This is a genomic window from Kitasatospora sp. NPDC048298, assembly GCF_043201465.1.
Taxonomy (GTDB): domain Bacteria; phylum Actinomycetota; class Actinomycetes; order Streptomycetales; family Streptomycetaceae; genus Kitasatospora.
Genome location: NZ_JBICYZ010000011.1, coordinates 124501 through 150269, shown reverse-complemented (window position 1 = coordinate 150269; position 25769 = coordinate 124501). Strand labels below are relative to the sequence as shown.

24 protein-coding genes are annotated in these 25769 nt (G+C 73.0%); 8 read left to right on the top strand and 16 right to left on the bottom strand.

The features are described 5' to 3' along the window. The first annotated feature begins 120 nt into the window (after positions 1-120). A complete protein-coding gene (locus ACGF0D_RS12220; protein ID WP_392875680.1) occupies positions 121-444 on the top strand; it encodes a nuclear transport factor 2 family protein in 324 nt (107 codons plus the stop codon). A 72-nt stretch (positions 445-516) separates the two neighbouring features. Here ACGF0D_RS12220 and ACGF0D_RS12215 read toward each other — a convergent pair whose 3' ends face one another. Then, positions 517-1740, bottom strand: a complete 1224-nt coding sequence (locus ACGF0D_RS12215) for a serine hydrolase (RefSeq protein WP_392915188.1) — start codon at positions 1738-1740, stop codon at positions 517-519. A 122-nt stretch (positions 1741-1862) separates the two neighbouring features. Here ACGF0D_RS12215 and ACGF0D_RS12210 point away from each other — a divergent pair, with 122 nt between their 5' ends. The 3 genes from ACGF0D_RS12210 (at position 1863) to ACGF0D_RS12200 (ending at position 5445) form a co-directional block, all read left to right on the top strand. Beyond that, entirely contained in the window at positions 1863-2402 is a 540-nt protein-coding gene (locus ACGF0D_RS12210; RefSeq protein ID WP_392915185.1) for an NUDIX hydrolase, read from the top strand. 95 nt (positions 2403-2497) lie between these two features. Then, positions 2498-3358, top strand: coding sequence for a TetR/AcrR family transcriptional regulator (locus tag ACGF0D_RS12205; protein WP_392915182.1), 861 nt, complete (start codon positions 2498-2500; stop codon positions 3356-3358). Between the two features lie 218 nt (positions 3359-3576). Continuing rightward, positions 3577-5445, top strand: a complete 1869-nt coding sequence (locus ACGF0D_RS12200; protein ID WP_392915179.1) for a hypothetical protein — start codon at positions 3577-3579, stop codon at positions 5443-5445. A 176-nt stretch (positions 5446-5621) separates the two neighbouring features. Here ACGF0D_RS12200 and ACGF0D_RS12195 read toward each other — a convergent pair whose 3' ends face one another. The 11 genes from ACGF0D_RS12195 to ACGF0D_RS12145 form a co-directional block, all read right to left on the bottom strand. Beyond that, positions 5622-6332, bottom strand: coding sequence for a spermidine synthase (locus ACGF0D_RS12195; RefSeq protein WP_392915176.1), 711 nt, complete (start codon positions 6330-6332; stop codon positions 5622-5624). A 103-nt stretch (positions 6333-6435) separates the two neighbouring features. Beyond that, on the bottom strand, positions 6436-7569 hold the full coding sequence (locus ACGF0D_RS12190; RefSeq protein WP_392875823.1) for a YeiH family protein: 1134 nt from the start codon (positions 7567-7569) through the stop codon (positions 6436-6438). Positions 7570-7639: 70 nt separating this feature from the next. Beyond that, complete coding sequence (locus ACGF0D_RS12185) at positions 7640-8221, bottom strand: cysteine dioxygenase (RefSeq protein ID WP_392915174.1); 582 nt, start codon at positions 8219-8221, stop codon at positions 7640-7642. Between the two features lie 89 nt (positions 8222-8310). Next, positions 8311-9216, bottom strand: a complete 906-nt coding sequence (locus ACGF0D_RS12180) for a LysR family transcriptional regulator (protein ID WP_392915172.1) — start codon at positions 9214-9216, stop codon at positions 8311-8313. 299 nt (positions 9217-9515) lie between these two features. Then, entirely contained in the window at positions 9516-10385 is an 870-nt protein-coding gene (locus ACGF0D_RS12175) for an amino acid ABC transporter permease (RefSeq protein ID WP_392915169.1), read from the bottom strand. Next, the gene (locus ACGF0D_RS12170) at positions 10382-11026 is read right to left on the bottom strand and encodes an amino acid ABC transporter permease (protein WP_392875653.1); all 645 of its coding nucleotides are present in this window, start codon (positions 11024-11026) and stop codon (positions 10382-10384) included. Before ACGF0D_RS12170 ends, ACGF0D_RS12175 begins: the two co-directional genes overlap by 4 nt. 11 nt (positions 11027-11037) lie before the next feature. Beyond that, positions 11038-11952: a glutamate ABC transporter substrate-binding protein gene (locus ACGF0D_RS12165; protein ID WP_392915166.1), complete on the bottom strand. Its 915-nt coding sequence runs from the start codon at positions 11950-11952 to the stop codon at positions 11038-11040. Positions 11953-12075: 123 nt separating this feature from the next. Further along, the gene (locus ACGF0D_RS12160; protein ID WP_392875647.1) at positions 12076-12855 is read right to left on the bottom strand and encodes an amino acid ABC transporter ATP-binding protein; all 780 of its coding nucleotides are present in this window, start codon (positions 12853-12855) and stop codon (positions 12076-12078) included. Then, a complete protein-coding gene (locus tag ACGF0D_RS12155; RefSeq protein ID WP_392875644.1) occupies positions 12852-13097 on the bottom strand; it encodes a LapA family protein in 246 nt (81 codons plus the stop codon). Before ACGF0D_RS12155 ends, ACGF0D_RS12160 begins: the two co-directional genes overlap by 4 nt. A gap of 157 nt (positions 13098-13254) precedes the next feature. After that, on the bottom strand, positions 13255-15027 hold the full coding sequence (locus ACGF0D_RS12150; protein WP_392915163.1) for an ABC transporter ATP-binding protein: 1773 nt from the start codon (positions 15025-15027) through the stop codon (positions 13255-13257). Between the two features lie 43 nt (positions 15028-15070). Next, positions 15071-16846 carry an ABC transporter transmembrane domain-containing protein gene (locus ACGF0D_RS12145; RefSeq protein WP_392915161.1) on the bottom strand — a complete coding sequence of 592 codons (1776 nt, stop codon included), beginning with the start codon at positions 16844-16846 and terminating at the stop codon, positions 15071-15073. A gap of 670 nt (positions 16847-17516) precedes the next feature. On the opposite strand from ACGF0D_RS12145, the gene ACGF0D_RS12140 reads away from it, so the two are divergent. Continuing rightward, entirely contained in the window at positions 17517-18383 is an 867-nt protein-coding gene (locus ACGF0D_RS12140; RefSeq protein WP_392875635.1) for an aldo/keto reductase, read from the top strand. Positions 18384-18562: 179 nt separating this feature from the next. Here the strand turns inward: ACGF0D_RS12140 and ACGF0D_RS12135 are convergent, their stop codons facing one another. Then, complete coding sequence (locus ACGF0D_RS12135; protein WP_392875632.1) at positions 18563-19387, bottom strand: MarR family winged helix-turn-helix transcriptional regulator; 825 nt, start codon at positions 19385-19387, stop codon at positions 18563-18565. Positions 19388-19833: 446 nt separating this feature from the next. Here ACGF0D_RS12135 and fabG point away from each other — a divergent pair, with 446 nt between their 5' ends. Beyond that, a complete protein-coding gene (gene fabG, locus ACGF0D_RS12130; RefSeq protein ID WP_392915158.1) occupies positions 19834-20601 on the top strand; it encodes a 3-oxoacyl-ACP reductase FabG in 768 nt (255 codons plus the stop codon). Positions 20602-20979: 378 nt separating this feature from the next. Beyond that, positions 20980-21642: a phosphatase PAP2 family protein gene (locus tag ACGF0D_RS12125; RefSeq protein ID WP_392875626.1), complete on the top strand. Its 663-nt coding sequence runs from the start codon at positions 20980-20982 to the stop codon at positions 21640-21642. Between the two features lie 100 nt (positions 21643-21742). On the opposite strand, the gene ACGF0D_RS12120 is transcribed toward ACGF0D_RS12125, so the two are convergent. After that, entirely contained in the window at positions 21743-22009 is a 267-nt protein-coding gene (locus ACGF0D_RS12120; protein ID WP_392875623.1) for an I78 family peptidase inhibitor, read from the bottom strand. 72 nt (positions 22010-22081) lie between these two features. Here ACGF0D_RS12120 and ACGF0D_RS12115 point away from each other — a divergent pair, with 72 nt between their 5' ends. Continuing rightward, complete coding sequence (locus tag ACGF0D_RS12115; protein WP_392875620.1) at positions 22082-22354, top strand: DUF6343 family protein; 273 nt, start codon at positions 22082-22084, stop codon at positions 22352-22354. 71 nt (positions 22355-22425) lie between these two features. On the opposite strand, the gene ACGF0D_RS12110 is transcribed toward ACGF0D_RS12115, so the two are convergent. Both ACGF0D_RS12110 and dxs read right to left on the bottom strand, forming a co-directional pair. Further along, complete coding sequence (locus tag ACGF0D_RS12110; protein WP_392915155.1) at positions 22426-23826, bottom strand: aspartate aminotransferase family protein; 1401 nt, start codon at positions 23824-23826, stop codon at positions 22426-22428. Continuing rightward, positions 23816-25726 carry a 1-deoxy-D-xylulose-5-phosphate synthase gene (dxs, locus tag ACGF0D_RS12105; RefSeq protein ID WP_392915153.1) on the bottom strand — a complete coding sequence of 637 codons (1911 nt, stop codon included), beginning with the start codon at positions 25724-25726 and terminating at the stop codon, positions 23816-23818. Before dxs ends, ACGF0D_RS12110 begins: the two co-directional genes overlap by 11 nt. Positions 25727-25769: the final 43 nt, after the last annotated feature.

Here is a 25769-nt window from a genome sequence, read left to right as displayed (position 1 = left end):
TCAGGGGATCAAAGCACAGGAATGCGGCCGATTCACCGACGCGCCGCCGACATGCCCGGACAGCCCGCGCGAACGCCGTAGACAGGACTCCCCCAACCCCTCACCCTCCCGGGAGTCCCCGTGACCATCGCCACCGCCAAGCTCAGCGACCCCGTCGTCCGCGCCGCCGTCACCGCGATCAACGCGGGCGACCGCGAGGCCTTCGTCGGGCTGCTCGCCGAGGACGCGACCATGTCCGACGACGGCTCCGACCGGAACCTGGCGGACTGGATCGACCGCGAGATCTTCACCACCCACGGTCGGATGGACGTCCAGACCGAGTCCGACGGCGGCCGCGCGCTGGTCGCCAACTTCACCAACGACACCTGGGGCGAGATGCGCACCGCCTGGCGCTTCACCGTGGACGGCGGGAAGGTCATCCGCTTCGAGACCGGCCAGGCCTGAGCCCGGGGCGCGCCCGACGGTTCCCGCCGGGCTCCCGACGCCGGGCGCGCGACGCCGACCGTCCGACGCGCCCTACCGGTTCAGCCCCAGGCACCCCCGCACCGCCCGGATCAGGTTCCGCGAGCGGACGTCCCCGGTGACACCCGGCTGCATGCCGTTGGTGACGTAGCCGAAGCCCAGCCCCAGGTCGGGGTCGGCGAAGCCGAGCGACCCGCCCCGGCCCGGGTGGCCGAAGCTCGCCGGGGAGGCCATCGGCGCGGTCGGGCCGTGCCGCCAGAAGCCCATGCCGAAGGTGGAGTTGACGATCAGCACCCGGTCCGGACCGCTCACCGCAGGGCCGGCCGCGCGCGCCAGCACCTCGGGGCCGAGCAGCGGCGGCAGCAGCGCGCCGGAGCCGTCCTGGCGGTCGGCCGCACCGATCAGCGCCGCGTAGAACCGGGCCAGCGACCGGGCCGTGCCGATGCCGCCGGCGCCGGGGATCTCGGCGGCCTGCACCGCCGGGTCGTTGAGGTCCACGCCGGGGAGCACCGAGGCGAAGGAGCGGGCGGTCAGTGAGGCCGGGTCCTGGTAGGCGTCCCGGACGGACTGCTTGGGCCGCAGCCGCAGCCCGCTCGGACCGGTCCTGGCCGCCTCCGGGGCCGGCAGGTCGACCAGCTTGCCGACCCTGGGCGCGGCGCCGACCGGCAGCCCGATCCACAGGTCCAGCCCCAGCGGCCGGGCGACCTCCTCGGCGAAGTACCGGCCTGTCGTCCGGCCGCTCACCCGGCGCACCACCTCGCCGACCAGCCAGCCGAAGGTGTACGGGTGGTAGCCGTGCGCGGTGCCGGGCTCCCAGGCGGGCGCCTGCGCGGCGACGGCGGCGGCCGCGCGCTCCCAGGTGAGCACGTCCTCCAGCCGCAGCGGCACGTCCAGCGCGGGCACCCCGGCCTGGTGCGAGAGCAGCCAGCTCACCGGTACCCGGCCCTTGCCGGCAACCGCGAACTCCGGCCAGTACGAGGCGACCGGGGCGTCCAGGTCGAGCAGGCCGCGCTCGGCCAGCAGCAGCGCGGTGGTGGCGGTCAGGCCCTTGGTGACCGAGCGCAGCACCTGTGCGGTGTCCGCCGTCCACGGCACCGCGGGCGCCGGACGGCCGCCGACCTCGGGCCGGGCGTCGCCGCCCCACAGGTCGACCACCTTGCGGCCGCGCACGTACAGCGCGAAGGCCGCGCCGAGCTCGCCGTAGTCGGCGAAGTTGCGGGCGAAGGCCGCCCGTACGGGCTCGAACCCCTCGGCCGTCTCGCCCCAGATCTCCACCACCGCGCGCCGTCCTCGACCAGTTCCGTTGTTTCCTGTGCCATTCACGCTCGTTCTCGATGTCATTCGACCGTCCTTCGACCGAACTCGTTCGAACCGAGCCCGGAAACCCTAACCTGTCCCCCATGACCAACCCTGCCGAGGAACTGCTGGACGTCGTCGACGAGCACGACCGCGTGATCGGGACCGCCGCGCGCGGCGAGGTGTACCGGCGCGGGCTCACCCACCGCTGCGTCTTCATCCTGGTCCGTGACCCGGCCGGACGGATCTTCGTCCACCGCCGCACCGACACCAAGCTGTTCGCCCCCGGCGCGTACGACATGTTCGTCGGCGGCGTGGTCGGCTCCGGCGAGAGCTACGCCGAGGCCGCCGTCCGGGAGGCCGAGGAGGAGCTCGGCGTCCACGGCATCGCCCCGCGCCCGCTGTTCAAGTTCCTCTTCGAGCAGGACCGGTTCGAGCAGGACGGATTCGACCAGGACCGGCTCTCCTGGTGGTGCGACATGTACGAGGCCGAGTGGGACGGCCCGGTCTCCCCCCAGGAGTCCGAGGTCGCCTGGCACGCCTGGCTCACCCCCGCCGAACTCGCCGACCGCCTCACCCATGACTCGTTCGTCCCCGACGGCGTCGAGGCCTACCGCCGCTATCTGGGCCTCCGCTCCGCCTGATCCCGGCGACCGCGGGACTCGGGAGCCGTGCACGGGCTGGTCGCGCCGGGCCCCAGGCTCCACCGGACGGCCCTCGACGAACTAGGGTGGCGCGCATGGCCTCCCGTACGCCGTCACCGACGGCCGACCACGCAGCACGGACCTCCGCAGCCGCCGGCGCCGGCGGATCCGCCCGGCCGGCGGGCGAGCGGCCGCGCCGGCGGCTGAGCGTGGACGAGCGGCGGGAGCAACTGATCGCCGTGGCGCTGGAACTGTTCGCCCGGCGGCCGCCGGAGGAGGTGTCGATCGACGACATCGCCGCCGCCGCGGGCGCCTCCCGCCCGCTGGTGTACCACTACTTCCCCGGCAAGCAGGCACTGTACGAGGAGTCGCTGCGGCGGGCCGGGAAGGAGCTGTCGGCCCGGTTCGAGGAGCCGATGGAAGGGCCGCTGTCGGAGCGGCTGCACCGGGTGATGGGCCGCTACCTGGACTTCGTGCAGAGCCACGGGCCGGGCTTCGCCGCGCTGCTGCGCGGCGGCTCGGTGGCGGCCAGCGCGGGCACCTCGGCGGTGATCGACGAGGTGCGCCGGGCCGCGCAGGAGCAGATCCTGGCCCACCTGGCGATCCCCGCGCCGAGTGTCGGGCTGCGGCTGACCGTCCGGGCCTGGATCGCCAACGCCGAGATCACCTCGCTGGAGTGGCTGGCCGAACGCTCGGTGCCGCTGGAGGAGCTCCAGCTGCACCTGGTACAGGAGTTCGTCGCGGCGCTCACCCTCACCGCCGCCCGCGAGCCGGCTCTCGCCGCCGAACTGGCCTCCTTCTTCGCCGACGAGCACCCGGACGGCCCGACCGGGCGCCTGGTGCGGGACCTCGCGGGACTGTTCGCCGTGCCCGGGATCGTCGAGGCGGTCACCGCGCTCGCCGCCGGCACCCCTGACGACGGGTCCGCGCAGGCCGGCGGAGCCGCCGCGGAGTGACCGGAGCAGTCGCCGGGTCGGTCACGGGGTCGGTTACCGGGGAGGGCCGAGGTCGTCGCCGCAACGGCCGTCCGCGTGATCATCGGGTCATCCTGCGGTTCGGTCCTGACGGTGGGCTCTGATAGGAATGAGCAGGGATCTGACGGCACGCCGCCGCGGCGCGCCCGGTCCCACTCGAACCACCGACGGCAGACGGAGCAGAGCGGGGGGCTCACCAGTTGACCCAGGACGTCCAGTTCAGTGTGGAGGCCAACCCCTTCGCGGCAGCGGAGCAGGTCTGCGCGACCCTCGGCACCCTCACCGACGCCCTCTTCGACGAGCACACCTCGCGCCACCCGGCGGCCTCGCTGAGCGCCCTGCGGACGGGCGAACACCCGGCCGGCGAGGCGCTGTTCGGCCTGCCGCTGGCCCCCAACGGCCCGGTGCACACCGCCGTCGACCGACTCGGCACGGTGACCACCGCGGGCACCGCCCGTCCCGGCACCGGCGCACGGCTCACCGACCGGGTGGTCGCCGCGCTCCAGACCCGCTACGGCGGCGGCGCGGTGCGCGGTGCCATCGCCGACCGGGGCACCACCTCGGCCGCGCTGTTCCAGCTCCCGGTCACCGGCGAGTTCGCCGACGCCAAGCTGCGTCCGCCGTTCGCCCCCGCGCTGGCCGCGCTGGCGGCCGGGCAGCAGACCCGTCAGCCGGTCGAACTGCCCACCGGCGCGGGCGCCGAGGTCCGGCTGGTCGTGCCGCCCGGCTTCCACTCGCTGACCTCCCCGGACGGTCCGCCCGGCGTCTCCGCCCGGGCGGTGCCCCCGCTGCCGGACGGCACGGACCGGACCGGCGCCGCCCCGGCCACCGTGGCGGCCGCCGACGAACTGGCCCGACACCTGGCCGAGGTCGCCGAGGAACTGTTCAGCGCCACCGGCCCGGAGCCCCGGCGCGACTTCGCGGTGATCTCCGCCACCCTGGCCGACCTGATCCGCGACGCGGGCGTCGTCTACGCCGGCGTCTGCGCCCTGGAGCTGGACGGCCGCAACTCGGACGCCACCCTCGTCGTCTCGCTCGCCCGGCACCCGCTGCCGATCACCGCGCTCGCCACCGAGCTGGCCACCGTCCGGCGGCACGCCGAGGTGTGGACCGTCCTGCTGCCGGCCGGGCCGGCCGCCGTCCTGGTCGAGGGCCGGACCGTCCCGGTGCCGGGCCCGCTGGCCGCCGACGGGCAGCGGCGCTGGGTGGTCACCTCGGCCGTCCAGGCCTTCGTCCCGCTGCCGGACGGTGGGACGGTGCTGTGCGCCCAGCTGTCCACGGCGCGGCCGGAGGACTGGGAGCTGTACACGGAGGCGTTCGCGGAGCTGCTGAAGAGCATCCAGTTCGGCTGGGACGGCGTGCCGACCGCGGTGGGCACCGTGCCGACCCAGGCGTCTGCTCCGGCTCCGGCTCCCCTTCCTGAGCCTGAGCCCGCGCCTGTTCCTGCGCCCGTTCCTGAGCCCGCCGCCGTCGAGGAGGAGCCGGCGGAGAAGCCCGTGCACCTGCGTGGCACGCCGGTACGGGTGCCTCCCGCGGACTTCAACCCCTTCGCGCCGGTGGCGGAGGCCCCCGCCGGTGGGGACGAGACGGCGCAGGATGCCGCGGACAGGCCGAAGGGCACCCCGGTGATGGTCCCGCCGCCGGACTTCAACCCCTTCGCCATGGACGGCGTCCCGGACGTGGCGAGCGACCCGCCCGCCACCCAGCCCTCCGCTGCCGCTCCGATCGCCGACCCGTTCGGCACCACGGTCGCGGCCGAGCAGAAGGCCGATCCGTTCGGCACCACCCTGCCCGCCCAGGGCCCGGCCGTCCCGCCACCGCCCTCGACCCCGCCCGTCATCCCGGCCCAGGCCCCACCCGCCGCAACGGAAACGACGGACCAGGGTTCGAGGCAGCCCGCGGACGCCCAGGAACCGACCCCGCGCAAGGGCACCCCGGTGATGGTCCCACCGCCGGACTTCAACCCCTTCGCCATGGACGGCTTCGCGGACGCGTCGGCGGCCGAACCGGAGCCGGCAGCCGAGACGGACGAAGCGAACACCGCACCGGAGAACCGCCCGTTCGGCTGAGCCGGAGGGGTACGGGGAGCCGCTGGTGCGGGGGAGCCGCTGCGCGCCGCCGCGACGAACGGGTGACAGGTGACACGTGACAGGCGACAGCTGACAAGTTTCAGATTTCAGCGAACGAAATCTGAAATCTGTTACCTGTCAGCTGTCACCCGTTACCTACCAGTGGTCCTCCGCCCTCAAGCCGCCCGCCGGGCCAGGTGCACCACGTCCGGCACCCCCCGGGCCACCGGAATCTCGTGCGTCACCACGTCCGTGAACCCCACCGCCCGCAGCGCCTCCTCGAAGGCCGGCGAGGGCTGCGCGCTCCACACGGCCAGCACCCCGCCCGACCGCAGGCGGTGCCACAGCACCGCGAGTCCGTCCGCGCCGTACAGCCCGTCGTTGGATTCGGTGACGGTCCAGTCCGGTCCGTTGTCGATGTCCAGGCACAGCGCGTCGTAGCGCTCGCCGTCCGCCGCCCCGAGGTACTCCAGCAGGTCGGTGTGGAGCACCTCGACCCGCTCGTCGTCCAGGGCGCCGTCTGAGAAGGCGCCGAGCGGGCCGGTCCGGTGCCAGTCGATGATCGCGGTCTCCCGCTCGACGATGGCGATCCGCCCCCAGCGCGGCTCGGCCGCCGCGTACGCCAGCGAGAAGCCGACCCCGAGGCCCCCGATCAGCACCGACGGGCGCTCGGCCGGGCGGCCCGTACGGTCCAGCTCGTCCAGCGCCGCCTGGATGAGCAGCCGCTCCGAGCGCCCGTCGACGGTGTCCATCAGGAAGCAGCCGTTGGCGATGATCTCGAAGTCCCGACCGCGTTGCCGGAGCACCACCTCGCCGTACGGGCCCTCCCGCCGGTCGAGCGTGACAACGGCCTCGTGGCCGTCGCGTTCGGGCAGTGCGGTGGTCATCCGTCCTCCTTGGCGGACTCGGGTGAACTCGGCTGCGGAGCCGCCCCGTTACGGGGCGGGGCGGGCACCCGCCCGACAATAGCCGAGTCCGCATCCGGGCCCGTCAGTTCGTGACCAGCACCCCCGCGTACGAGACGCCCGCGACGACCACCCAGGATCCGAGCCCGAGCAGGGCGATCCGCCCGCCGGTGCGGGCCATGGTCGGCAGGTGGACCGCGCTGCCGAGACCGAACAGCGCGGCGGCCAGCAGCAGTTCCTGGGCGTCCGCGGCCAGGCCGAGCGCCCGCTCGGGCAGTACTCCGGTGGTCCGCAGGACGATCATCACGAGGAACCCCGCCACGAACAGCGGCACGATCGGCGGACGGCTGCCGGCCTTCACCGACTTCTCACCCGGCTTCTCACCCGACTTCCCGCCCGCGCCGTCGCCCGCGCCGCCGACCGCGGAGGCCCCCGCCGGGGCGCCCACCGAGGCCCCCACCGGAACCTCGGCCGAAGCCGAAACCGAAACCGAAGCCGCCACCCGCGCCGCCCGCAGGTTCCGCCGCACCGCCACGGCGACCCCCGCGACCAGCGGCGCCAGCAGCACCACGCGCATCAGCTTGACCAGCACCGCCTCCCGCAGCGCCCCCGGCCCGCCGGTCTGCGCGGTGGCGACCACCTGCCCGACGTCGTGCACGCTCGCCCCGACCCAGCGCCCGAACTCCAACTCGCCGAGCCCGAGCGGGTGCTGGAGCAGTGGCAGCACGGCGATCGCCAGCGTCCCGCACAGGGTGACCAGCGCCACCGAGGCCGCGACGTCCTCCTCCTCGCTGCCCGCCGCCTGGCTGACCGCGCCGATCGCCGAGGCCCCGCAGATCGAGTAGCCGGTGGCGACCAGCAGCGGCTGGTCCCCCGGCAGGCCGAGCCGCCGGCCCAGCCAGAGCGTCCCCGCGAAGGTGGCCGCGACGACGGCGAGCACCATGGCGACGGTGGCCCAGCCGAGGCCGAGCACGTCGTCCAGGCTGAGCTTGAGCCCGAGCAGGACGATCCCGAGCCGCATCAGCCGCTTCCCGGCCGTGGACAGCCCGGGCCGGGCGATCCCGCGGACCACCGGCCGCAATCCCGGCAGGTGCGCCGCCACCATGCCGAGCACGACGGCGGCGGTGAGCTCGGGCACGGCCGGTACCAGCGCGTGGACGCCCAGAGCGGCGGCCACTCCGAGCGCCGCGAGCAGCAGCCCGGGGGCGTCCCCGCGCATCGGGGGCAGCGAACGGGTACGGGCGGCGCGGTGCCGAAGCGTCTGCCGAAGAGTCAGTGCCACGCCGCGCTCACTGCTGCCGGTCGGCGGGCAGCCGGTAGACCCGCCGGATGCTGGTGCCGAGCCGCGAGACGTCCGCGCCGTAGACGTGGATGGAGATCGCCGTGCTGCTACAGGAGTTGCGCACCAGGTGGATGTCGCCGGGCGGGGCGAAGGCGGCCACGGTGCCGGCCGGGCCTGCCACGTGCTCGGTCTCGACCAGTCGGGCGGTGGGGCCCTCGGAAACCAGCCGGTAGCGGGTCTCGCTCTCCTGTCCCTGGTGGACGCCGGCCACGCACCAGGAGACGTGGTCGTGGATCGGGGTCTGCTGTCCGGGCAGCCAGACCAGGGCGACGACGGAGAAGCCGCCGTCCTCCTCGGCGTGCAGGACGTGCTGGCGGTAGCGCTGCGGGTCGCCCTCGCGCTGGGCGGCGGTGAGCAGCGCGTCCGGCCCGTCCGGGTCGGCGTGCAGGTGCGGGGCGAGGCGTTCGCCGACCAGGTAGGCGGTGAGCTCCGGCGGGAGCCCGCGGTCCACGACGGCGCGGATCTCACTGATCAGCGCGGTCATCCGCTCGGTGAGTCGGCCGCTGCCGACCGTGGCTGAGGGTGTCATCCCCACAGGTTCGAACGGATCGACCTATCACGTCCAAGGAGGGTTCGTAAGCAACCTCCCCATCAACGCTTATATGTCGGTCGGGCTGCTCAGCACCCGACCCGGCTCGCCGCCGCCTGCCGCAGGTGGTCCAGCACCAGTCCGGTGGCCGGGATCCGGCGGTGCTCGCGCAGCACGTACGCGCTCACCTGCCGCCGCAGGTGCGGTTCGGCGGCCCGCCCGGTGACCTTGCGGTGGCACATGAAGGAGAGCACCAGGGCCGGCATCAGCGCGATCCCGACCCCGGCGGCGACGAGCGACTGCACCGCGAGGTTGTCGTCGGTGGAGAACACGATGTCCGGCGCGAAACCCTCCTCCGCGCAGACGTGCAGCAGGTTGGCACGACACCGCGGACAGCCGGCGATCCAGCGTTCGCCGCCGAGGTCGGCCAGCCGTACGGCGTGCCGGCGGCCGAGCGGGTGCCCGACCGGCAGCAGCACCGTGAGCAGGTCCTCCATCAGCGGGATCTCGTCCAGGCCCTCCGGCACCTCGGTGGCCCCGCCCGGGTAGCGAAAGGCCAGCGCGATGTCGCACTCCCCGCGCAGCAGTCGCTGGACGGAGTCCGGCGGCTCGGCCTCCAGCAGTTCCACCCGCACGCCGGGGTGCTCGGCCAGCAGCCGGGCCATCGCCTCGGGTATCAGGGTGGCGTTGGCGCTGGGAAAGGCGCAGACCCGCACCCGCCCGGCGCGCAGCCGGGCGAGCGCGGCGAGCTGCTGCTGGGCGGCCGACATGCTGCCGAGGATCAGCTCGGCGTGCCGGGAGAGCGCCTCGCCGGCCTCGGTGAGCCGCAGTCCGCGCCCCGCCCGGGCGAAGAGCGGAACGCCGACGGTGCGTTCGAGCGCCTTCATCTGCTGGGTGATGGCGGGCTGGGTGTAGCCGAGTTCTCGGGCGGCGGCCGAGTAGGAGCCGGCCCGGACGACCTCGTGGAACGTCCTGATGTGCCGCGAATCGAACACCGGCTCCATGATCCCTCCCACCCGCTCGTCCACCTTCGGCAGCCCGCTCCGGCCACGCGTCGACCACATTCCGGCCGTGCCGAGACCGCACTTCGGCCGTACCCCGGCTGTGCCGCAGCCGTGCTTCGGCCGCCTCCGGGCGCCCGAGAATCATAAGAGGAATTTGGAGGTATCGACCCCGACCCCACCCGCACCTATGGTTCAGCCTCGAACCGGCCTGCTCAGGACCGGTCCTTCTCGGTACCGCACCGTCTCGGTACCGCACCTTCTCGGTGCCGCACCGTCTCAGCACCGCACCGTCACTGCTGCGCCGAGGGCGGCAGCCCCATCGCCACCCCGGCCTTGACCACCGGCGCCCCGCCGCGCACGCTCGGGCTGCGCCGGCTGCGCCGCTCCACGAAGCGGGCGAGCCAGGAGAGCAGCAGACACATGCCGATGTAGATCGGCGCGATCACCATGACCACCGGGATGAACGGCAGGTCGTAGTCCAGGTTGGTGGCGATCAGCTTGCCCGCGTGCAGGAACTCCTCGTAGGTGATCAGGAACCCCAGCGAGGTGTCCTTGAGCGCGACCACCAGCTGGCTGATGATGGCCGGCAGCATCGCCCGGTTGGCCTGCGGCACCAGGACGTAGGACATCACCTGGGTCTTGCGCATGCCGAGCGCGTACGCCGCCTCCCGCTGCCCCTTGGGCACGGCGAGCACGCCGGCCCGGAACACCTCGGCCAGCACCGAGCCGTTGTAGAGCACCAGGCCGGCCACCAGCGCCCAGAGCGGCTGCACCTTGAGCGCGACGAAGACGAAGAAGATCATCACCAGCACCGGCATGGCCCGGAAGAACTCCACCACCAGGGTGGCGAACCAGCGCACCACCCGGTGGTCGGAGAGCCGCCCGGCCGCGAACAGCGCGCCGAAGGGCAGCGCGAACAGTACCGTCCAGCCGAAGGCCTTGAGGGTGTTGCCGAGCCCGCGCAGCAGCAGTTCCTGCACGCCCCGGTACTCGAAGGCCATCCACTTCTCGTACGTGAACTGCTGGGTGTGGAACATCATGTAGACGACCCAGCCGATCAGCGCCGCGATCAGCAGCAGCGCGATCCCGCCGTACAGCCGGTGCCGGGCGAGCGCCTTCGGCCCGGGGATGTCGTACAGCGCCGAGGATTCAACGGTCATCGGGACACCGCCACTCGTCGTTCCAGCAGGTTGAAGACGGCGCTGATGGCCAGGGTGATGATCAGGTAACCGACGGCGATCCAGACGAAGGTCCAGACGATGCTGTAGCCCAGCTCGTTGATGGTCCGGTAGGTGCCCAGCAGTTCGGTGACGCTGAACGAACCGGCGATCGCCGTGTTCTTCGCCAGCGCGATCATCACACTGCCGAGTGGTGCCACCACCGACCGGTACGCCTGCGGCAGCACCACCAGGCCCATCGTCTGCCCGAAGCTCATGCCGAGGCTGCGGGCCGCCTCCCCCTGCCCGGTCGGCACCGTGTTGATGCCCGAGCGCATCGACTCGCAGACGAAGGCCGAGGTGTAGCAGCCCAGCGCCAGCACCGCGAAGGTGTAGAAGGGCAGGGTGATGTTGAACCGGGGCAGTCCCAGCACCACGATGAAGAACAGCAGCGTCAGCGGCGTGTTGCGCAGCACCGTCACCCACAGCGTCCCGAACACCCGCAGCGGCTTGACCGGTGAGACCCGGAAGCCCGCGACCAGCACACCCAGCACCAGCGCCAGCACGGCGCTCACCAGGAACAGCGAGAGCGTGCCGAGGAAGCCCTCCCAGTAGGTCGACCAGTTGTCGGTCAGCGTCTTCACGGCATGGCCTCTCAGTACCGGTCGATCTGCGGCGGGGTCGGCGCCGGCTCCCCGGAGAGGCCGAGGGTCGCCTCGAAGGCCCTCTGCCAGTCGCCGTTCTGCATGTGGTGCTCCAGCGCGTCGTTGATCGCGCCGCGCAGTACGGTGTCCTCCTTCGGCACCCCGATCCCGTACGGCTCGGTGGAGAACAGCGGTCCGACCACCTTGAGCTCGTCCGGCACCTTGGCCGCGTAGCCGAGCAGGATCGCGTTGTCCGTGGTCACCGCGTCGACCTGGTCGGTGATCAGGTTGTCGACGCAGGCCGAGTAGGTGTCGTAGCCGATCAGCCTGGCCTTCGGGAACTGCGACTGGATCCGCTGGTACGGCGTCGAACCGGCCGCCGAGCAGACCTTCTTGCCGTCCAGGTCCTCCGGACCGTGGATGGTGTCGTTGTTCCTGCGCACCAGCAGCGACTGCCCGGCGATGAAGTACGGGCCGGCGAAGCCGACCAGCTTCTTCCGGTTCTCGTTGATGGTGTAGGTGCCGACGTAGTAGTCCACCTGGCCGTTCTGCAGGGCGGTCTCGCGGTTGGCCGAGGCGATGGTCTTGAACCGGATCCGGTCCGGCGGGAAGCCCAGCGAGGCGCCGACCATCTTGGCGATCTCGATGTCGAAGCCGGAGTACTCGCCGGTGGCCGGGTTCTTCTGGCCCAGGTACGGCTGGTCCTCCTTGGCGCCGACCACCAGGTGGCCCCGGCGGCGGGCGGCGTCCAGGGTCGGCGAGCCGGTGATCGCGGAGGCGTCCTGCACCTGGTAGGTGGGCAGCGCGCTGGGCTGCGGGCCCTTGGGCGGCGGGGTGCCGGGCTTGCCGCAGCCCGCCAGCAGCGCGGTGAGCAGCAGGACGGCGGCGAGCACCCGCCTCCCCGCCCGCGCGGCGGGCCTCGCCACCGGTCTCCCCGCCCGCACCACCGGCCTCGTCACCGACGTCGTCACGGGCCTCGCGACCGGCGGCGCCACGGACGTCGTCAGGGGCCGACCCGCGGGCGTCGTCTCACGGTTCACGGCGCCGCCTCAGTGCTTCAGGATCTTGGACAGGAAGTCCCGGGCGCGATCGCTCTCAGGAGCGCTGAAGAAGTCCTCCGGGGCGCGGTCCTCGACGATCCGACCGTCGGCCATGAACACCACCCGGTTGGCGGAGGCCCGGGCGAAGCCCATCTCGTGGGTGACCACGACCATCGTCATGCCCTCGCTCGCGAGCTGGCGCATGACGTCCAGCACCTCGTTGATCATCTCGGGGTCGAGTGCCGAGGTGGGCTCGTCGAACAGCAGCGCCTTGGGCTCCATCGCCAGCGCGCGGGCGATCGCGACCCGCTGCTGCTGCCCGCCGGAGAGCTGTGCCGGGTACTTGGCGGCGTGCGAGGCGAGGCCCACCCGCTCCAGCAGCGCGCGGGACTTCTCGTCCGCCTCGGCCCTGGGCCGCCCGCGGACCTTGATCTGCGCGAGTGAGACGTTCTGCAGCACGGTCTTGTGCGCGAACAGGTTGAAGGACTGGAACACCATGCCGACCTCGGCGCGCAGCCTGGCCAGCCCCTTGCCCTCCTCGGGCAGCGGCTCGCCGTCGATCAGGATGGTGCCGTCCTCGATCGGCTCCAGCCGGTTGATCGCCCGGCAGAGGGTGGACTTGCCGGAGCCGGACGGCCCGATGACCACGACGACCTCGCCGCGCCCGACCGTCAGGTCGATGTCCTGGAGGACGTGCAGGTCCCCGTAGTGCTTGTTGACCCCGCGCACCTCGATCAGCGGGGTGAAGGCCGAGGCGCCGGTCGGGGCCGGCCCGGGGGCCGCGGTCACTTGCTGCGCCGCCCCTTCAACAGCCAGCCCAGCGCGACGCCCGCGATCAGCGTGGCCAGCAGCGCGATCCAGAGCGGCGCGGTGACGGTGAAGACCCAGAACTGGATCTGCACCCTGTCGAGGTTGGCGAACAGGAACCACACGGCGAGGACGACGATGACGCCGATCCCGATGTACCGCGTGGGAATCCCACCGATCTCACCGCGGGAGGAGCGGGACGAGCCGTCTGAAATCTTGGTCACCGGAGCAGTCTGCGGGCCGGACGGCCGATTTGCCCGACTACGCGCCATTCCGGGCCGGGGAGTAACCCGTACGGGGTAATCGAGCCCCGTACGGGTTTGAAAGCTCCCCGGAAGCTCCCCGGCAGCTGTCCGGAAGCTCTCCGGCCCGGACCTCCCGCTACCGCTCGTCCCGCCAGGACCGCCAGAGCGCCGCGTACGGACCGCCCGCCGCGACCAGGTCCGGGTGGCTGCCGTACTCGCTGATCCGCCCGTCCTCGACCACCGCGATCACGTCCGCGTCGTGCGCGGTGTGCAGCCGGTGGGCGATGGCGATGACCGTCCGGCCCTCCAGCACCCGGGAGAGCGAGCGCTCCAGGTGGCGGGCGGCCCGCGGGTCCAGCAGGGAGGTGGCCTCGTCCAGCACCAGGGTGTGCGGATCGGCCAGCACCAGCCGGGCCAGCGCCAGCTGCTGGGCCTGCGGCGGGGTCAGCGAGGTGCCACCGGAGCCGACCTCGGTGTCCAGCCCCTCCGGCAGGGCGTCCACCCAGGCCCCGGCGTCCACCGCTTCCAGCGCTGCCCGCAGCTCGGTGTCGTCCGCGTCGGGCGCGGCCAGCCGCAGGTTGTCCCGCAGGGTGCCGACGAAGACGTGGTGCTCCTGGTTCACCAGCGCGACCTCCGCGCGCACCCGCTCGGCCGGCATCCGCGCCAGCGCCGCCCCGCCGAGGGTCACGCTGCCGCGGCCGGGGGCGTAGATCCCGGCGAGCAGCCGGCCGAGGGTGGACTTGCCCGCCCCGGACGGCCCGACCAGCGCGACCCGGCTGCCCGGGGCGACGTCCAGGCTGATCCCGTGCAGGACGTCGGCGCCCTCGCGGTAGCCGAAGCGGACGTCCTTGGCCTCGACCCGACGGCCGTCCGGCCGGGCGGACTCGTCCCCCTCGTGCTCGGGCACCTCGCGCACGCCGACCAGCCGGGCCAGTGAGGCCTGGCCGATCTGGAGCTCGTCGTACCAGCGCAGGATCAGGTCCACCGGGCCGGTCAGCATCTGCGCGTAGAGCACGCCGGTGGTCAACTGGCCCACGGTGATCCAGCCTCGGAGGGTGAACAGCCCGCCGAGCACCAACGTGGCGAGCACCGCCGTGGTGTAGACCGCGTCGATGGTCGGGAACCAGACCGAGCGCAGCCACAGGGTGTACCGCTCCCAGGCCAGCCACTCACGCAGCTTGCGGTCCGTCAACCGGACCCGCTGGTCGCCCAGCCGCAGCGCCTCGACCGTCCGCCCGGCGTCGACCGTCTCGGCCAGCACGTTGCTCACCGCCGCGTACCCGGCCGCCTCGCTGCGGTAGGACTGCGGCGCGCGCCGGAAGTACCAGCGGGAGCTGGCCAGCAGCAGTGGCAGCCCGATCAGCGCGGTCAGCGCGAGCAGTGGCGAGGTGACCAGCAGCGCACCGAGCACCAGCAGCAACGCCACCACGGCGACGGCGAGTTCGGGCACCGCCTCGCGCACCGACTTGTCCAGCCGGTCGACGTCGGTGGTGCCCCGGGAGACCAGGTCCCCGGTGCCGGCCCGCTCCAGCACGCCGGTCGGCAGAGCCACCGAGCGGACCAGGAAGTCCTCGCGCAGGTCGGCCAGCACCCGCTCGCCGAGCACCGCGCCGCGCATCCGCGACCAGCCGGTGAACGCCGCCTGGGCCACCAGCGCCAGCAGGTACCAGGCGACCGCCACCGCGATGGTGGACCCGGCGGTGCCGGTGGCCAGCGACTCGACCAGGCGGCCGAGCACCCAGGGCCCGACCAGCCCGGCCAGGGTGGCCGTCGAGTGCAGCACCACCACCGCGGAGAACCCGGCGCGGTGCCGCCGCGCGAGCAGCAGCAGGTACTCGCGCACGGCGGCCGGGGAACCGACCGGCAGGGTGGCGACGGGCCCCTGTTCCTCCTGGACGGGGGGCTTCATGACGTACTCCTCGCGTGTGTGGCAGGGATTTTGACGGCGGTCCTCATACGGCCCCACCCACCGGACGGGCCGCTTCCTCCTCGCGGGTGACCACGGCCCGGTAGGCCTGCTCGGTCCGCATCAGCTCGCGGTGCCGCCCGGCCGCGACGGCCCGGCCCTCCTGCAGCAGCACCACCCGGTCCGCCTGGTCGAGCAGCAGCGGGCTGGTCGCGAACACCACGGTGGTGCGGCCCGCCCTGGTGTCCCGCAGCCCGGTGGCGATCCGTGACTCGGTGTGCGCGTCCACCGCGCTGGTGGGCTCGTCGAGCACCAGCACCGGCGGGTCCGCCAGCAGGGCCCGGGCCAGCGCGAGCCGCTGGCGCTGCCCGCCGGAGAGCGAGCGTCCGCGCTCGGTGATCCGGGCGCGCATCGGGTCGCCCCCGCACTCGGGCGAGCCGTCCACCAGGGCTTCCAGCACGTCGTCGGACCGGGCCGCCGCCAGGGCCGCGGCGGCCGGGACCCGCCCCGAGGACGGGATGTCGAACAGCTCGGCCAGCGTGCCGGAGAGCAGCACCGGCTCCTTGTCGTGGACCAGCACCGCCGCCCTGGCCTCGGCCAGCGGCACCGAGTCCAGCTCCGTACCGCCGAGCCGCACCGAGGTCTGCGCCCGTTCGCCCTCGGCCAGCGGGACGTGCCCGCCCAGCCGTTCGGCCAGCGCCCCGGCGAAGTCCGGGTCCCCGCAGACCACCGCGGTCAGCTCGCCGGCCCGCGCGGTCAGCCCGCTCGCCGGGTCGTGCAGGTCCGCCTTGTCCGGCCTGGCCAGCGAGGCCTCGGCGGTGCCGGCGGTCCGGGCCAGCGAGAGCACCCGCACGGCCCGCCCGGCGGAGACCCGGGCCACGCTCCAGGCGTGCGCCGCCTCGCCCAGGATGCGCAGCGGAGCGGCCAGGAAGGCCGTCGCGCCGTACACCGCGATCAGGGTGCCGACGGCGAGCTCGCCGTCGGCCACCAGCCGGGCGCCGTACCAGGTGACGCCGACCACGAACAGCCCGGGCAGCAGCACCTGCTGCGCCTGCATCAGCGACCAGATCCGGGACGAGCGGACGGCCGCCGCGCGGACCTTCTGGGAGGCGGCCCGGTACCGCTCCAGGAACAGCTCCTCGCCGCCGATGCCGCGCAGCACCCGCAGCCCCGCGACGGTGTCGGCCGCCAGCTCGGTGGCCTTGCCGCCGAGGGCGCGCTGCTGCTCGTAGCGCCGCTCGAACGGGCCGATCAGCGGCCAGACGGAGGCCGCCAGCACCGGGACGCCGAGCAGCACCCCGATCCCGAGCACCGGATCGACCGTCAGCACCGCCACGCTCACGGCCAGCCAGACGATCACCGCGGCCCGGACCCGGGCGACCAGCTCGACGTACCAGCCGATCCGCTCGACGTCCCCGCTGCCGACCGCGACGACCTCGCCGGTGGCGATCCGGCGGGACAGCCCGGCCCCCAGGTGCGAGGCCTGCCGGGCCACCAACTGCCGGACGTGGGTGGCCGCGTGGATCCAGTTCCAGACCGCCTGGCGGTGCAGCAGCACCGTCCCGAACGAGGCCCCCGCGCCCAGCAGCAGGAGGAGCCCGCCGGACCGCCAGATCCCGCCGGCGTCGCCGTCCACGGCGGCCTGCACGCCGATCCCGAGCGGTACCGGCAGGGCGGCCTGGCACCCCATCTCGATCAGCGCCCAGAGGGTGGCGAGCAGTTGCCCGCGCCGCTGGCTGCGCTGCAGCCAGCGCAGGAAGGCCAGGGGTGAGGAGAGGTCGGGACTGCCGGGGTCGGCCAGCGGCAGAGGGGTGAGCAGCATGACACTCCGATGCGGGCGGTGCGCGGGTGCGGATGTGCACGGGCGCACGGGGTACGGGGAGTTCGGGGGGAACAGGGCGCACGGAACGCCTCGATGGCGTGCGCGCAGCGCGGGCGGCGGCCGAACGGCAGGCGGCCGGAGCCGACGGACGGATGATGCGCGGCGCGGCGGCACGGCGGCGGCGCGGCATCGGCGATGCGCCCGGAGGAGACACCGGACGGAGATGGAATGGGCACGAAGGGCCCGGAAGTCAGGAGGTCATGGCCGCGAGCCTGCCAAGCTTCGTGTGATCCGCGCAACAGGTTTTTCCACCGCGGCCGCCCACCCCCGCACCCCACGGCCCGCGCAACCCCCGCACGCCACACCCCGCACACCGCCGCACCCCACGGCCCGCACACCCCCTGCGCGCCGGGCCGCACGCCCCCGCGCACAGCCTCCGCACGCTCCCCGCACGCGAGTCCGCAAGCCCCCACACGCCGCCGGAGGTCCTCACGGCTCCCCGACGGTCCCCCACCAGGGCGGTCTCCGCCCCGCCACCGGCGGGGCCGCCACCCCGGGCAAACCCTCGCAAAGCTTCACTCAAGATTCGCCCGTTCGGCGGGAACAATCACACCGGGGCACCAGTTGCCCCCACTGGAACCACAGGACAATCAGGAGGGCACCCCTTCCCGTGAGCACCATCCCCACCGTCACCCTCAACGACGGCGCGCAGATCCCGCAGCTCGGCTTCGGCGTGTGGCAGGTCCCGGACGACGAGGCCACCCCGGCCGTCCGCGCCGCGATCGAGGCGGGCTACCGCTCCATCGACACGGCGGCCATCTACGAGAACGAGGCCGGCACCGGCGCGGCGATCGCCGAGGCACTGGCGGGCGGCGTGTCCCGCGAGGACCTCTACGTCACCACCAAGCTGTGGAACTCGGGCACCCGCGACTGGTCCGGCGAGCAGGGCCGCGACGCGGTGCTGCGCGAGTTCGACGCCTCGCTGGCCAAGCTCGGCCTCGAGCAGCTCGACCTCTACCTGATCCACTGGCCGCGCCCGATGCACGGCGACAGCTACCTGAACATCTGGAAGGCGTTCGAGCAGCTGAAGGCGGACGGCCGGGTCAGGTCGATCGGCGTCTCCAACTTCGGCACCGAGCAGCTGACCCGCCTGCTCGACGAGGCCACCGTCGCCCCGGTCCTGAACCAGGTCGAGCTGCACCCGTACTTCCCCCAGACGGAGCTGCGCGCCTTCCACGCCGAGCACGGCATCGCCACCGAGGCGTGGAGCCCGCTGGGCCAGGGCAAGGAGCTCCTCGCCGAGCCCGCGCTGGTGAAGATCGCCGAGAAGCACGGCCGCACCGTCGCCCAGGTGGTGCTGCGCTGGCACCTCCAGAGCGGCGTGATCGCCATCCCGAAGTCGGTCACCCCGTCCCGGATCCGCGAGAACCTGGACGTCGCCGGCTTCGAGCTGGACGCCGAGGACCTCACGGCGATCGCCGCCGTGGCCACCGGCAAGCGGATCGGCCCGGACCCGCAGGAGTTCGACTGGAACTGACGCCCGGCCCGGGGGCCCGGCAGCCGGGCCCCCGAACCGCCTGACGCCCGGTCACGCGAAGGCCGCCCGCACCCCTACGGGAGCGGGCGGCCTTCGGTGTGCCCCGATCCGCCAAAGCCCATGACATGGACCCTCAGCGTTTTGGCGAATCGTTTTGGCTACTGCGGCGAAGATTTGACCTAGAGCCTGGCCGCCTTCGCGACGAGCGCGAGCGCGGCTTCGTGCTCGCCCTCCTCCAGCGGCGCCAGCAGCAGCCGCTGGACCTCGGCCACCCCGGCGGCCGAGCGGTGCAGCAGGTCCTGTCCCGCCGGTGAGAGCGAGAGCAGGTTGCGCCGTCCGTCCGAGGGGTCGCGCCGACGCTGCACCAGACCGCGGCGCACCAGCCGGCTGACCATCTCGGCCATCGTGGCCTTGTCCAGCGAGGCGAGCTCGCCGACCGTGCGCTGGTCGGCGCCCGGTTCCAGCTCCAGCGCGTCCAGCACCGCGTACTGCGGAGCCGTGAGCTCGACGCCCACGTGCTCCGACCAGAGCTTGGTGTGCACCTGCTGGCTCACCCTGATCAGGTAGCCGATCGCCCGTTGGGCGTCCAGTATCGGCCGCGCGTCGGTGATGACGGCGACCGCCGCGGGCTCCAGCCTGGCTATCTTGGCCATCACCCGGACGATCTCGACCTGTTCCTCCGCCGTGAGCGGCTCGAACAGGACGCGCTGCACGCGGACCACACCACCGGTGGCCTCGCGCACCGCCTGGGCTCCGCTCTGCGAGAGCGCCAGCAGCTTGCGCCGGCCGTCGGCCGGGTCGCGCCTGCGCAGCACCAGGCCGCGGCGGACCAGCCGCGCGACCATCTCGGCCATCGTGGCCTTGTCCAGCGAGGCACGCTCGCCGACCGTCCGCTGGTCCGCACCCGGCTCCAGGGCCAGGACCAGCAGCACGGCGAACTGCGGAGCCGTGAGATCGGCTCCGACGTGTTCGGACCACAAGCGGGTGTGAACCTGCTGTGCCACGCGAATGAGGTGTCCGGGCGACTGCTGAAGTCGCGCAGACACGCGGGTTGTCGGGATCTCCCCCAGCACCATGTATCCGTCCCGATGTCACACCCGGTGTGTGTGGGACACCCGGGTGGGGCAGTAACGGCGAGTGGGCGTCCAGCTATGAGGGAGGGCGCTCCAGCCGTGCAGCCGGTGGCTGCTGGCGGACACTATACAAACGGCGGGCCCTTGCTGGCAGGCAGGGGCGGATAGTAGACGCAGGTTCGGCAACATTGGCATATTTACGGGCTGCGAAGGCCTTGCAGTAACCCGTTCTCAGCAGAAAGCCGACCGGTCGGTCCTTACCCACCGTCACCTGCGTCTCTCCACCCTGGCCGTGCCCCCTACCCGCCGGTAGGGTGTGGCCACCCCTCTCCGGGGGCTCTCCCCGGGAGGCAACCCCGAGAGAGACGAGAGCGAGCATGACCGAGCAGAGCACCGCCCCCCGGGTCGCCGTCGTCACCGGCGCCGCCCGCGGTCTGGGCGCCGCCACCGCCGTCCGGCTGGCCGCCGACGGCTACGCGGTCGCCGTCCTGGACCTGGACGAGGCGGCGGGCAAGGAGACCGTCGACCGGATCACCGCCGCCGGCGGCCGGGCGCTGGCCGTCGGCGCCGACGTCTCGGACGCCGAGCAGGTCCAGGCCGCCGTCGACCGGGTGGCCGCCGAGCTCGGCGCCCCGGTCGTCCTGGTGAACAACGCGGGCGTGCTCCGCGACAACCTGCTCTTCAAGATGTCCGAGTCCGACTGGGACACGGTCATGAACGTTCACCTCCGCGGCGCCTTCCTGATGACCCGCGCAGTGCAGAAGCACATGGTCGACGCCGGTTTCGGCCGCATCGTCAACCTGTCCTCCTCCTCGGCCCAGGGCAACCGCGGCCAGGCCAACTACTCGGCCGCCAAGGCCGGTCTCCAGGGCTTCACCAAGACTTTGGCCATCGAGCTGGGCAAGTTCGGCATCACGGCCAACGCGGTCGCCCCCGGCTTCATTGCCACGGACATGACAGCAGCCACCGCCACCCGGGTCGGCATGGACTTCGAAGACTTCAAGCGGGCTGCGGCCTCCCAGATCCCGGTCCAGCGGGTCGGTCTGCCTGAGGACGTCGCCCACACCATCTCGTTCCTCGCAAGCGAGGACGCCGGCTTCGTCTCCGGTCAGGTGATCTACGTCGCGGGCGGCCCCCTCGACTGAGCACGGAACCTACACAGGGTTACCACGGAGTGGGAAGCCGGGCGCACCGGCCTCCCGCTCCGCTTGCTTTACCGGGGCTTTTGCAGAAGCATTCGATGACCACACTGACATTCGATCCCGGAATAGCGGAAATCACCCCCCGAGCCGCCCCGATTCGACCCGATTGTCGATTTCCCGGGAAAATGACAATTACCACCGGAATAGCCCTGTCCGGCTGGGTAAGGTCACCCCGTGCAATCCAGAAGTACCCCCGCTCCCATTCCGCGCCAGGGGCCGGGGCGTCCCACCGCGGAAACCGGCCGCCGGGAACGCCTCACCACCCCCTCGCGGCCCCTCGCCCCGGTCGGCCCCGATCCCCGCGAACCCGGCTGGCCCCCGATGAGCCGGCGCCGGGCCGCCCTGCTCGCCGTCACCCTCGCCGGCTACCTGCTGGTGCTGGCCGGGGTCCTGCTCAACACCGCGCTGGTCGACCTCGACTGGTCGGTCCGGCTGCTGCGCCCCTACGAGCGGTGGCCCCGGCTGGAGCCGCTGCTCGACACCTGGGTGGTCGCCGGGCAGCGCGGCCCCTCGGCGATCGCCGCCTTCATCTGGCTCGGTTGGCGGGCCCGCCGCCTCGGCCGGGTGCGCCCGCTGCTGGTCATGGGCATCGCGCTGCTGTTGCTCAACGTCACCGTCGGCGCGGTCAAGATCGTCACCGGCCGGCTCGGCCCGCACTACGCCCAGTACGTCGGCTCACCCGAGCTCTTCTCCGGCGGCACCATCTTCCCCTCCGGCCACACCGCCAACGCGGTGGTCACCTGGGGGGTGCTCGCCTACCTCGCCGTCCGCTGGCGGCGCACCGGCGCGCTGATCGCCGCCGCCACCGCCTGCTCGATCGGCCTGACCACGGTCTACCTGGGTACCCACTGGGTCACCGACGTCCTGGCCGGCTGGGCCGCCGGACTGCTCGTCCTGCTCTCCCTGCCGCTGCTGGAACCCCTGGTCGCCGCCGCCGAACAGCGGCTCCACCGGCGCTTCGCCCGCCGCCACCTGCCCTGCTGAACCCCGGCCATCCCGAACCCGAGCCGCCCGAACCCACACCGACCTGCGCCCGAACCGGCCCGCACCGACCCGGACGGCAGCCGGCCCGGCGCCCCCGGACCTACCCCTCCCAGCTGCGCTCGACCACCCCGTCGCGCACCGCGAGGTTGAGCCGCCCGTACCGGTACTCCATGGTCATCAGGTCCCCCGGCTCCAGCACCCGGACCGACGCCCAACCGTGCCGCCGGGCCAGCTCCCGGGCCCGCTCGATCCGCAGCCCCGCGTACCCCTCGCCGTCCGGACCCATCTCACCCGAGCCGGAACCCGCGCCCGGGCCCGAGCCCGCCGCGTCCGAACCCGCTCCCGAACCCGCGTCCGAACCCGACATCGCGCCTCCCCGGCTGGTCCCTCGGACGTACGCTGGAATCGTAGCCCGACCGTGCGGTCCGGAGGTGAAGGGATGCGCACCACTACCCCGCGCCGGTGGCGCAGCGGCACCGAGCCGGCCACCGCCCGCAGCGACCTCAAGCTCCGCTACCTGCTCTCGCTCACCTTCACGCCGCTGTTCGCACTGGCCACGGTGGGCTTCGCGCTCTGGGCGGCGGCCTCGCCCGCCTCCGGCGCACCCAGCCGGGGCACCCTCACCGGGTTCGCGGTGGCCTGCGGCCTGCTCACCCTGTTCGCCGTCGTCGATCTCGTGGTGGTCATCCGGCGCCGCCGGACCGAGCTCTGAGGCGGTGTCTCCCACGGAGTGGGAAGTCGGCCGGGCCGGCTTCCCACTCCGCGCCACCCGCGGCCCCCGCCTCAGCGGCCGGCGACGGCCTGCTTGACCAGGGTGCGCCCGAAGTCCCACATCAGTCCGCTCCCCCGGTGGGCCTCGTCCATGATCGCGGTGAATGCGTCCACGAACCGGTCCACGTCGTGCTCGGTGATGATCAGCGGCGGGATCAGTTTGATCACTTCCAGGTGGTCCCCGGAGACCTGGGTCAGGATGCGGTGCCGCTGCAGCAGCGGCACCACCACCATCTGCGCGAACAGCCCCTTGCGTGCCGCCTGGAGCGCGGTCCAACCGGTGCGCAGCTTGAGCGACTTGGGCCGGCCGAACTCGATCCCGATCATCAGCCCGCGCCCGCGCACCTCGGCGAGCAGCTCGTACTCGTCGACCAGTGCGGCCAGCCGTTCGCGGAAGTGGTCACCGACCTTGCGGGCGTTCTCCACCACCTGCTCGTCGCGCATCACCTCCAGGGTCGCCAGCCCGGCCGCCATGGCCTGGGCGTTGGACCCGAAGCTGGCCGAGTGCACCAGCACCCGGTCCATCGAGGAGTACACCTTCTCGAAGATCCAGCTCTTGCCGAGCGTGGCCCCGATCGGCACGTACCCGCCGGACAGCGCCTTGGCCGCGCAGACCAGGTCGGGCAGCACGCCGTCCTCGTGCTGGTAGGCGAAGAACTCGCCGGTGCGGCCGATGCCGGTCTGCACCTCGTCGCAGATCAGCAGTGCCCGGTGCTCGTGCAGCAGCGCCTGGGCGGCCCGCAGCCAGCCGGGCGGCGGCGCCTGGACGCCCTTGCCCTGGATCGGCTCGACGATCAGCCCCGCGACGTCGCCGCGCTTCAGCTCCTTGGCCAGCGCGCGGAGATCGCCGAGCGGGATGGCGGTGTCCGGCAGCAGCGGGTCGAAGCCCTTGCGGAAGCCGCTCTCCCCGTTGACCGAGAGCGAGCCGGTGGTCAGCCCGTGGAAGGCGTGGTCGGCGTAGAGGATCCGCCGGCGTCCGGTGGCGTAGCGGGCGAACTTGAGCGCGGTCTCCACCGCCTCGGTGCCGCTGTTGCCGAAGAACACCCGGTCCAGCCCGGGCGCGTACGACAGCAGCCGCTCGGCCAGCAGCCCGGGCAGCGGCGAGCAGTCGAAGCGGACCAGGTCGGGCAGGTCGAGGTCCATCACCTGCTGGACCGCCGAACGCACCGCGGGATGGTGGCGGCCGAGCGCGAAGATGCCGAAGCCGGCCAGCATGTCGAGGTACTCGTTGCCCTCGGCGTCGTAGAAGTACTGGCCCCGGGCGCGCTCGTAGTACTTGTCGAAGCCGATGGTGTGCAGCATCCGCGGCAGCTGCGGGTTGAGGTAGCGGCCGTGCAGCTCGTAGCGCTCGCCGCCGCGTTCGGCGATCAGCGCGGCGAGGTCGAAGGCGGGGCGGTCTGGTTCAGCCGGCATGGCGCGGGTTCGCTCCTCGGGTCGGTAGCAGGTTCTTGGCGAAGACGGCGGTCTGGGCGGCGACCCCGGTCCCGGTCAGCCCGGCCTCCTCCAGGATCTCTCCGCGCGAGGCGTGGTCGAGGAACTCCTGGGGCAGGCCGAGCACCCGCACCGGCACGTCCACGTCGGCGTCGCGCAGCGCCTGGGCGACGGCCGAACCGACGCCCCCGGTACGGCCGTTGTCCTCGACGGTGACCACCAGCCGGTGGGCGGCGGCCAGTTCGGGCAGCACCGGGTCGACGGGTTTGACCCAGCGCGGGTCGACCACGGTCGCGGTGAAGCCCTCGGCGAGCAGCAGCCGGGCCGCGTCCAGGCAGGCGGGGGCGGTGGTGCCGACCGCGACCAGCAGGATCTCCGGCGCCCGCCCGGTGCGCAGCAGCACGTCCACTGCGCCGATCCGTTCGACGGCCGGCACCGCGGGCCCGATGTTCCCCTTGGGGAAGCGCACCACGGTCGGGGCGTCCTTGACCTCGACGGCCTCGCGCAGCTGGGCGCGCAGCTGTTCGGCGTCGCGCGGCGCGGCGAGCCGCAGGCCGGGGACGACCTGGAGGATCGACATGTCCCACATGCCGTTGTGGGAGGCGCCGTCCGGCCCGGTCACCCCGGAGCGGTCGAGGACGAAGGTGACGCCCAGCCGGTGCAGGGCGACGTCCATCAGCACCTGGTCGAAGGCCCGGTTCAGGAAGGTCGCGTACACCGCGACCACCGGGTGCAGCCCACCGGTGGCCAGCCCCGCCGCGCTGGTGACGGCGTGCTGCTCGGCGATCCCGACGTCGAAGGTCCGCTCCGGGTAGGCCTTGGCGAACGGGGCCAGGCCCACCGGCTGGAGCATGGCCGCGGTGATCGCCACCAGGTCCGGCCGCTCGGTGCCGAGGGTGAGCAGCTCGTCCCCGAACACCGAGGTCCAGGAGACGCCGCCGCTGGGCGAGATCGGCAGGCAGGTGTACGGGTCGATCGGGTTGACGGCGTGGAAGCGGTCGGCCTCGTCCTGCTCGGCCGGCCGGTAGCCGCGCCCCTTGACGGTCAGGCAGTGCACGATGACCGGCCCGCCGAAGTTGCGGGCCTGGCGCAGCGCCTGTTCGACCGCGCCCAGGTCGTGGCCGTCGATCGGCCCGAGGTACTTGAGGCCGAGGTCCTCGAACATGCCCTGTGGGGCGAAGGCGTCCTTGAAGCCCTTCTTGGCGCCGTGCAGCGCGTCGAAGATCGGCTGGCCGACCAGCGGGGTGCGCTGCAGGGCCTCCTTGCCGAGGGCGAGGAAGCGCTCGTAGCCCTGGGTGGTGCGCAGGGTGGCCAGGTGGTTGGCGAGGCCGCCGATGGTCCTGGCGTAGGAGCGCTCGTTGTCGTTGACGACGATGACCAGCGGCCGGTCGCGCGCCTCGGCGATGTTGTTGAGCGCCTCCCAGGCGAGTCCGCCGGTGAGCGCGCCGTCGCCGATCACGGCGACGGTGTGCCGGTCGTGCTGGCCGAGCAGTCGGGCGGCCTTGGCCAGGCCGTCGGCGTAGGAGAGCGCGGTGGAGGCGTGCGAGTTCTCGACCAGGTCGTGCTCGGACTCGCCCCGCGAGGGGTACCCGGAGAGCCCGCCGCGCATCCGCAGCCGGCTGAAGTCCTGGCGGCCGGTGAGCAGTTTGTGGACGTAGCTCTGGTGGCCGGTGTCGAAGACGATCCGGTCGTACGGCGAGTCGAAGACCCGGTGCAGCGCGATGGTGAGCTCCACCACGCCGAGGTTGGGCCCGAGGTGGCCGCCGGTGCGGGTGACGGCGTCGATCAGGAAGTCGCGGATCTCGTCGGCGAGCAGCGGGAGTTCGACCGCCGGGAGCTTGCGCAGCTCGGCCGGGGACGTGACGCGGGAGAGCAGTGACATGGGTACACCTCACGACTCGGAGCAGTGCGGTGGTGCCTCCACC

Excerpts from the sequence above, each read along its gene's own strand:
- ACGF0D_RS12115 (WP_392875620.1), top strand. The coding sequence starts at position 22,082 with ATGCGCACCACTACCCCGCGCCGGTGGCGCAGCGGCACCGAGCCGGCC.
- ACGF0D_RS12190 (WP_392875823.1), bottom strand. The coding sequence starts at position 7,569 with ATGCGCGGGGACGCCCCCGGGCTGCTGCTCGCGGCGCTCGGAGTGGCC.
- ACGF0D_RS12195 (WP_392915176.1), bottom strand. The coding sequence starts at position 6,332 with ATGACCACCGCACTGCCCGAACGCGACGGCCACGAGGCCGTTGTCACG.
- ACGF0D_RS12125 (WP_392875626.1), top strand. The coding sequence starts at position 20,980 with ATGAGCCGGCGCCGGGCCGCCCTGCTCGCCGTCACCCTCGCCGGCTAC.
- ACGF0D_RS12120 (WP_392875623.1), bottom strand. The coding sequence starts at position 22,009 with ATGTCGGGTTCGGACGCGGGTTCGGGAGCGGGTTCGGACGCGGCGGGC.
- ACGF0D_RS12185 (WP_392915174.1), bottom strand. The coding sequence starts at position 8,221 with ATGACACCCTCAGCCACGGTCGGCAGCGGCCGACTCACCGAGCGGATG.
- ACGF0D_RS12145 (WP_392915161.1), bottom strand. The coding sequence starts at position 16,846 with ATGCTGCTCACCCCTCTGCCGCTGGCCGACCCCGGCAGTCCCGACCTC.
- ACGF0D_RS12210 (WP_392915185.1), top strand. The coding sequence starts at position 1,863 with ATGACCAACCCTGCCGAGGAACTGCTGGACGTCGTCGACGAGCACGAC.
- fabG (WP_392915158.1), top strand. The coding sequence starts at position 19,834 with ATGACCGAGCAGAGCACCGCCCCCCGGGTCGCCGTCGTCACCGGCGCC.
- ACGF0D_RS12150 (WP_392915163.1), bottom strand. The coding sequence starts at position 15,027 with ATGAAGCCCCCCGTCCAGGAGGAACAGGGGCCCGTCGCCACCCTGCCG.
- dxs (WP_392915153.1), bottom strand. The coding sequence starts at position 25,726 with ATGTCACTGCTCTCCCGCGTCACGTCCCCGGCCGAGCTGCGCAAGCTC.
- ACGF0D_RS12175 (WP_392915169.1), bottom strand. The coding sequence starts at position 10,385 with ATGACCGTTGAATCCTCGGCGCTGTACGACATCCCCGGGCCGAAGGCG.
- ACGF0D_RS12110 (WP_392915155.1), bottom strand. The coding sequence starts at position 23,826 with ATGCCGGCTGAACCAGACCGCCCCGCCTTCGACCTCGCCGCGCTGATC.
- ACGF0D_RS12205 (WP_392915182.1), top strand. The coding sequence starts at position 2,498 with ATGGCCTCCCGTACGCCGTCACCGACGGCCGACCACGCAGCACGGACC.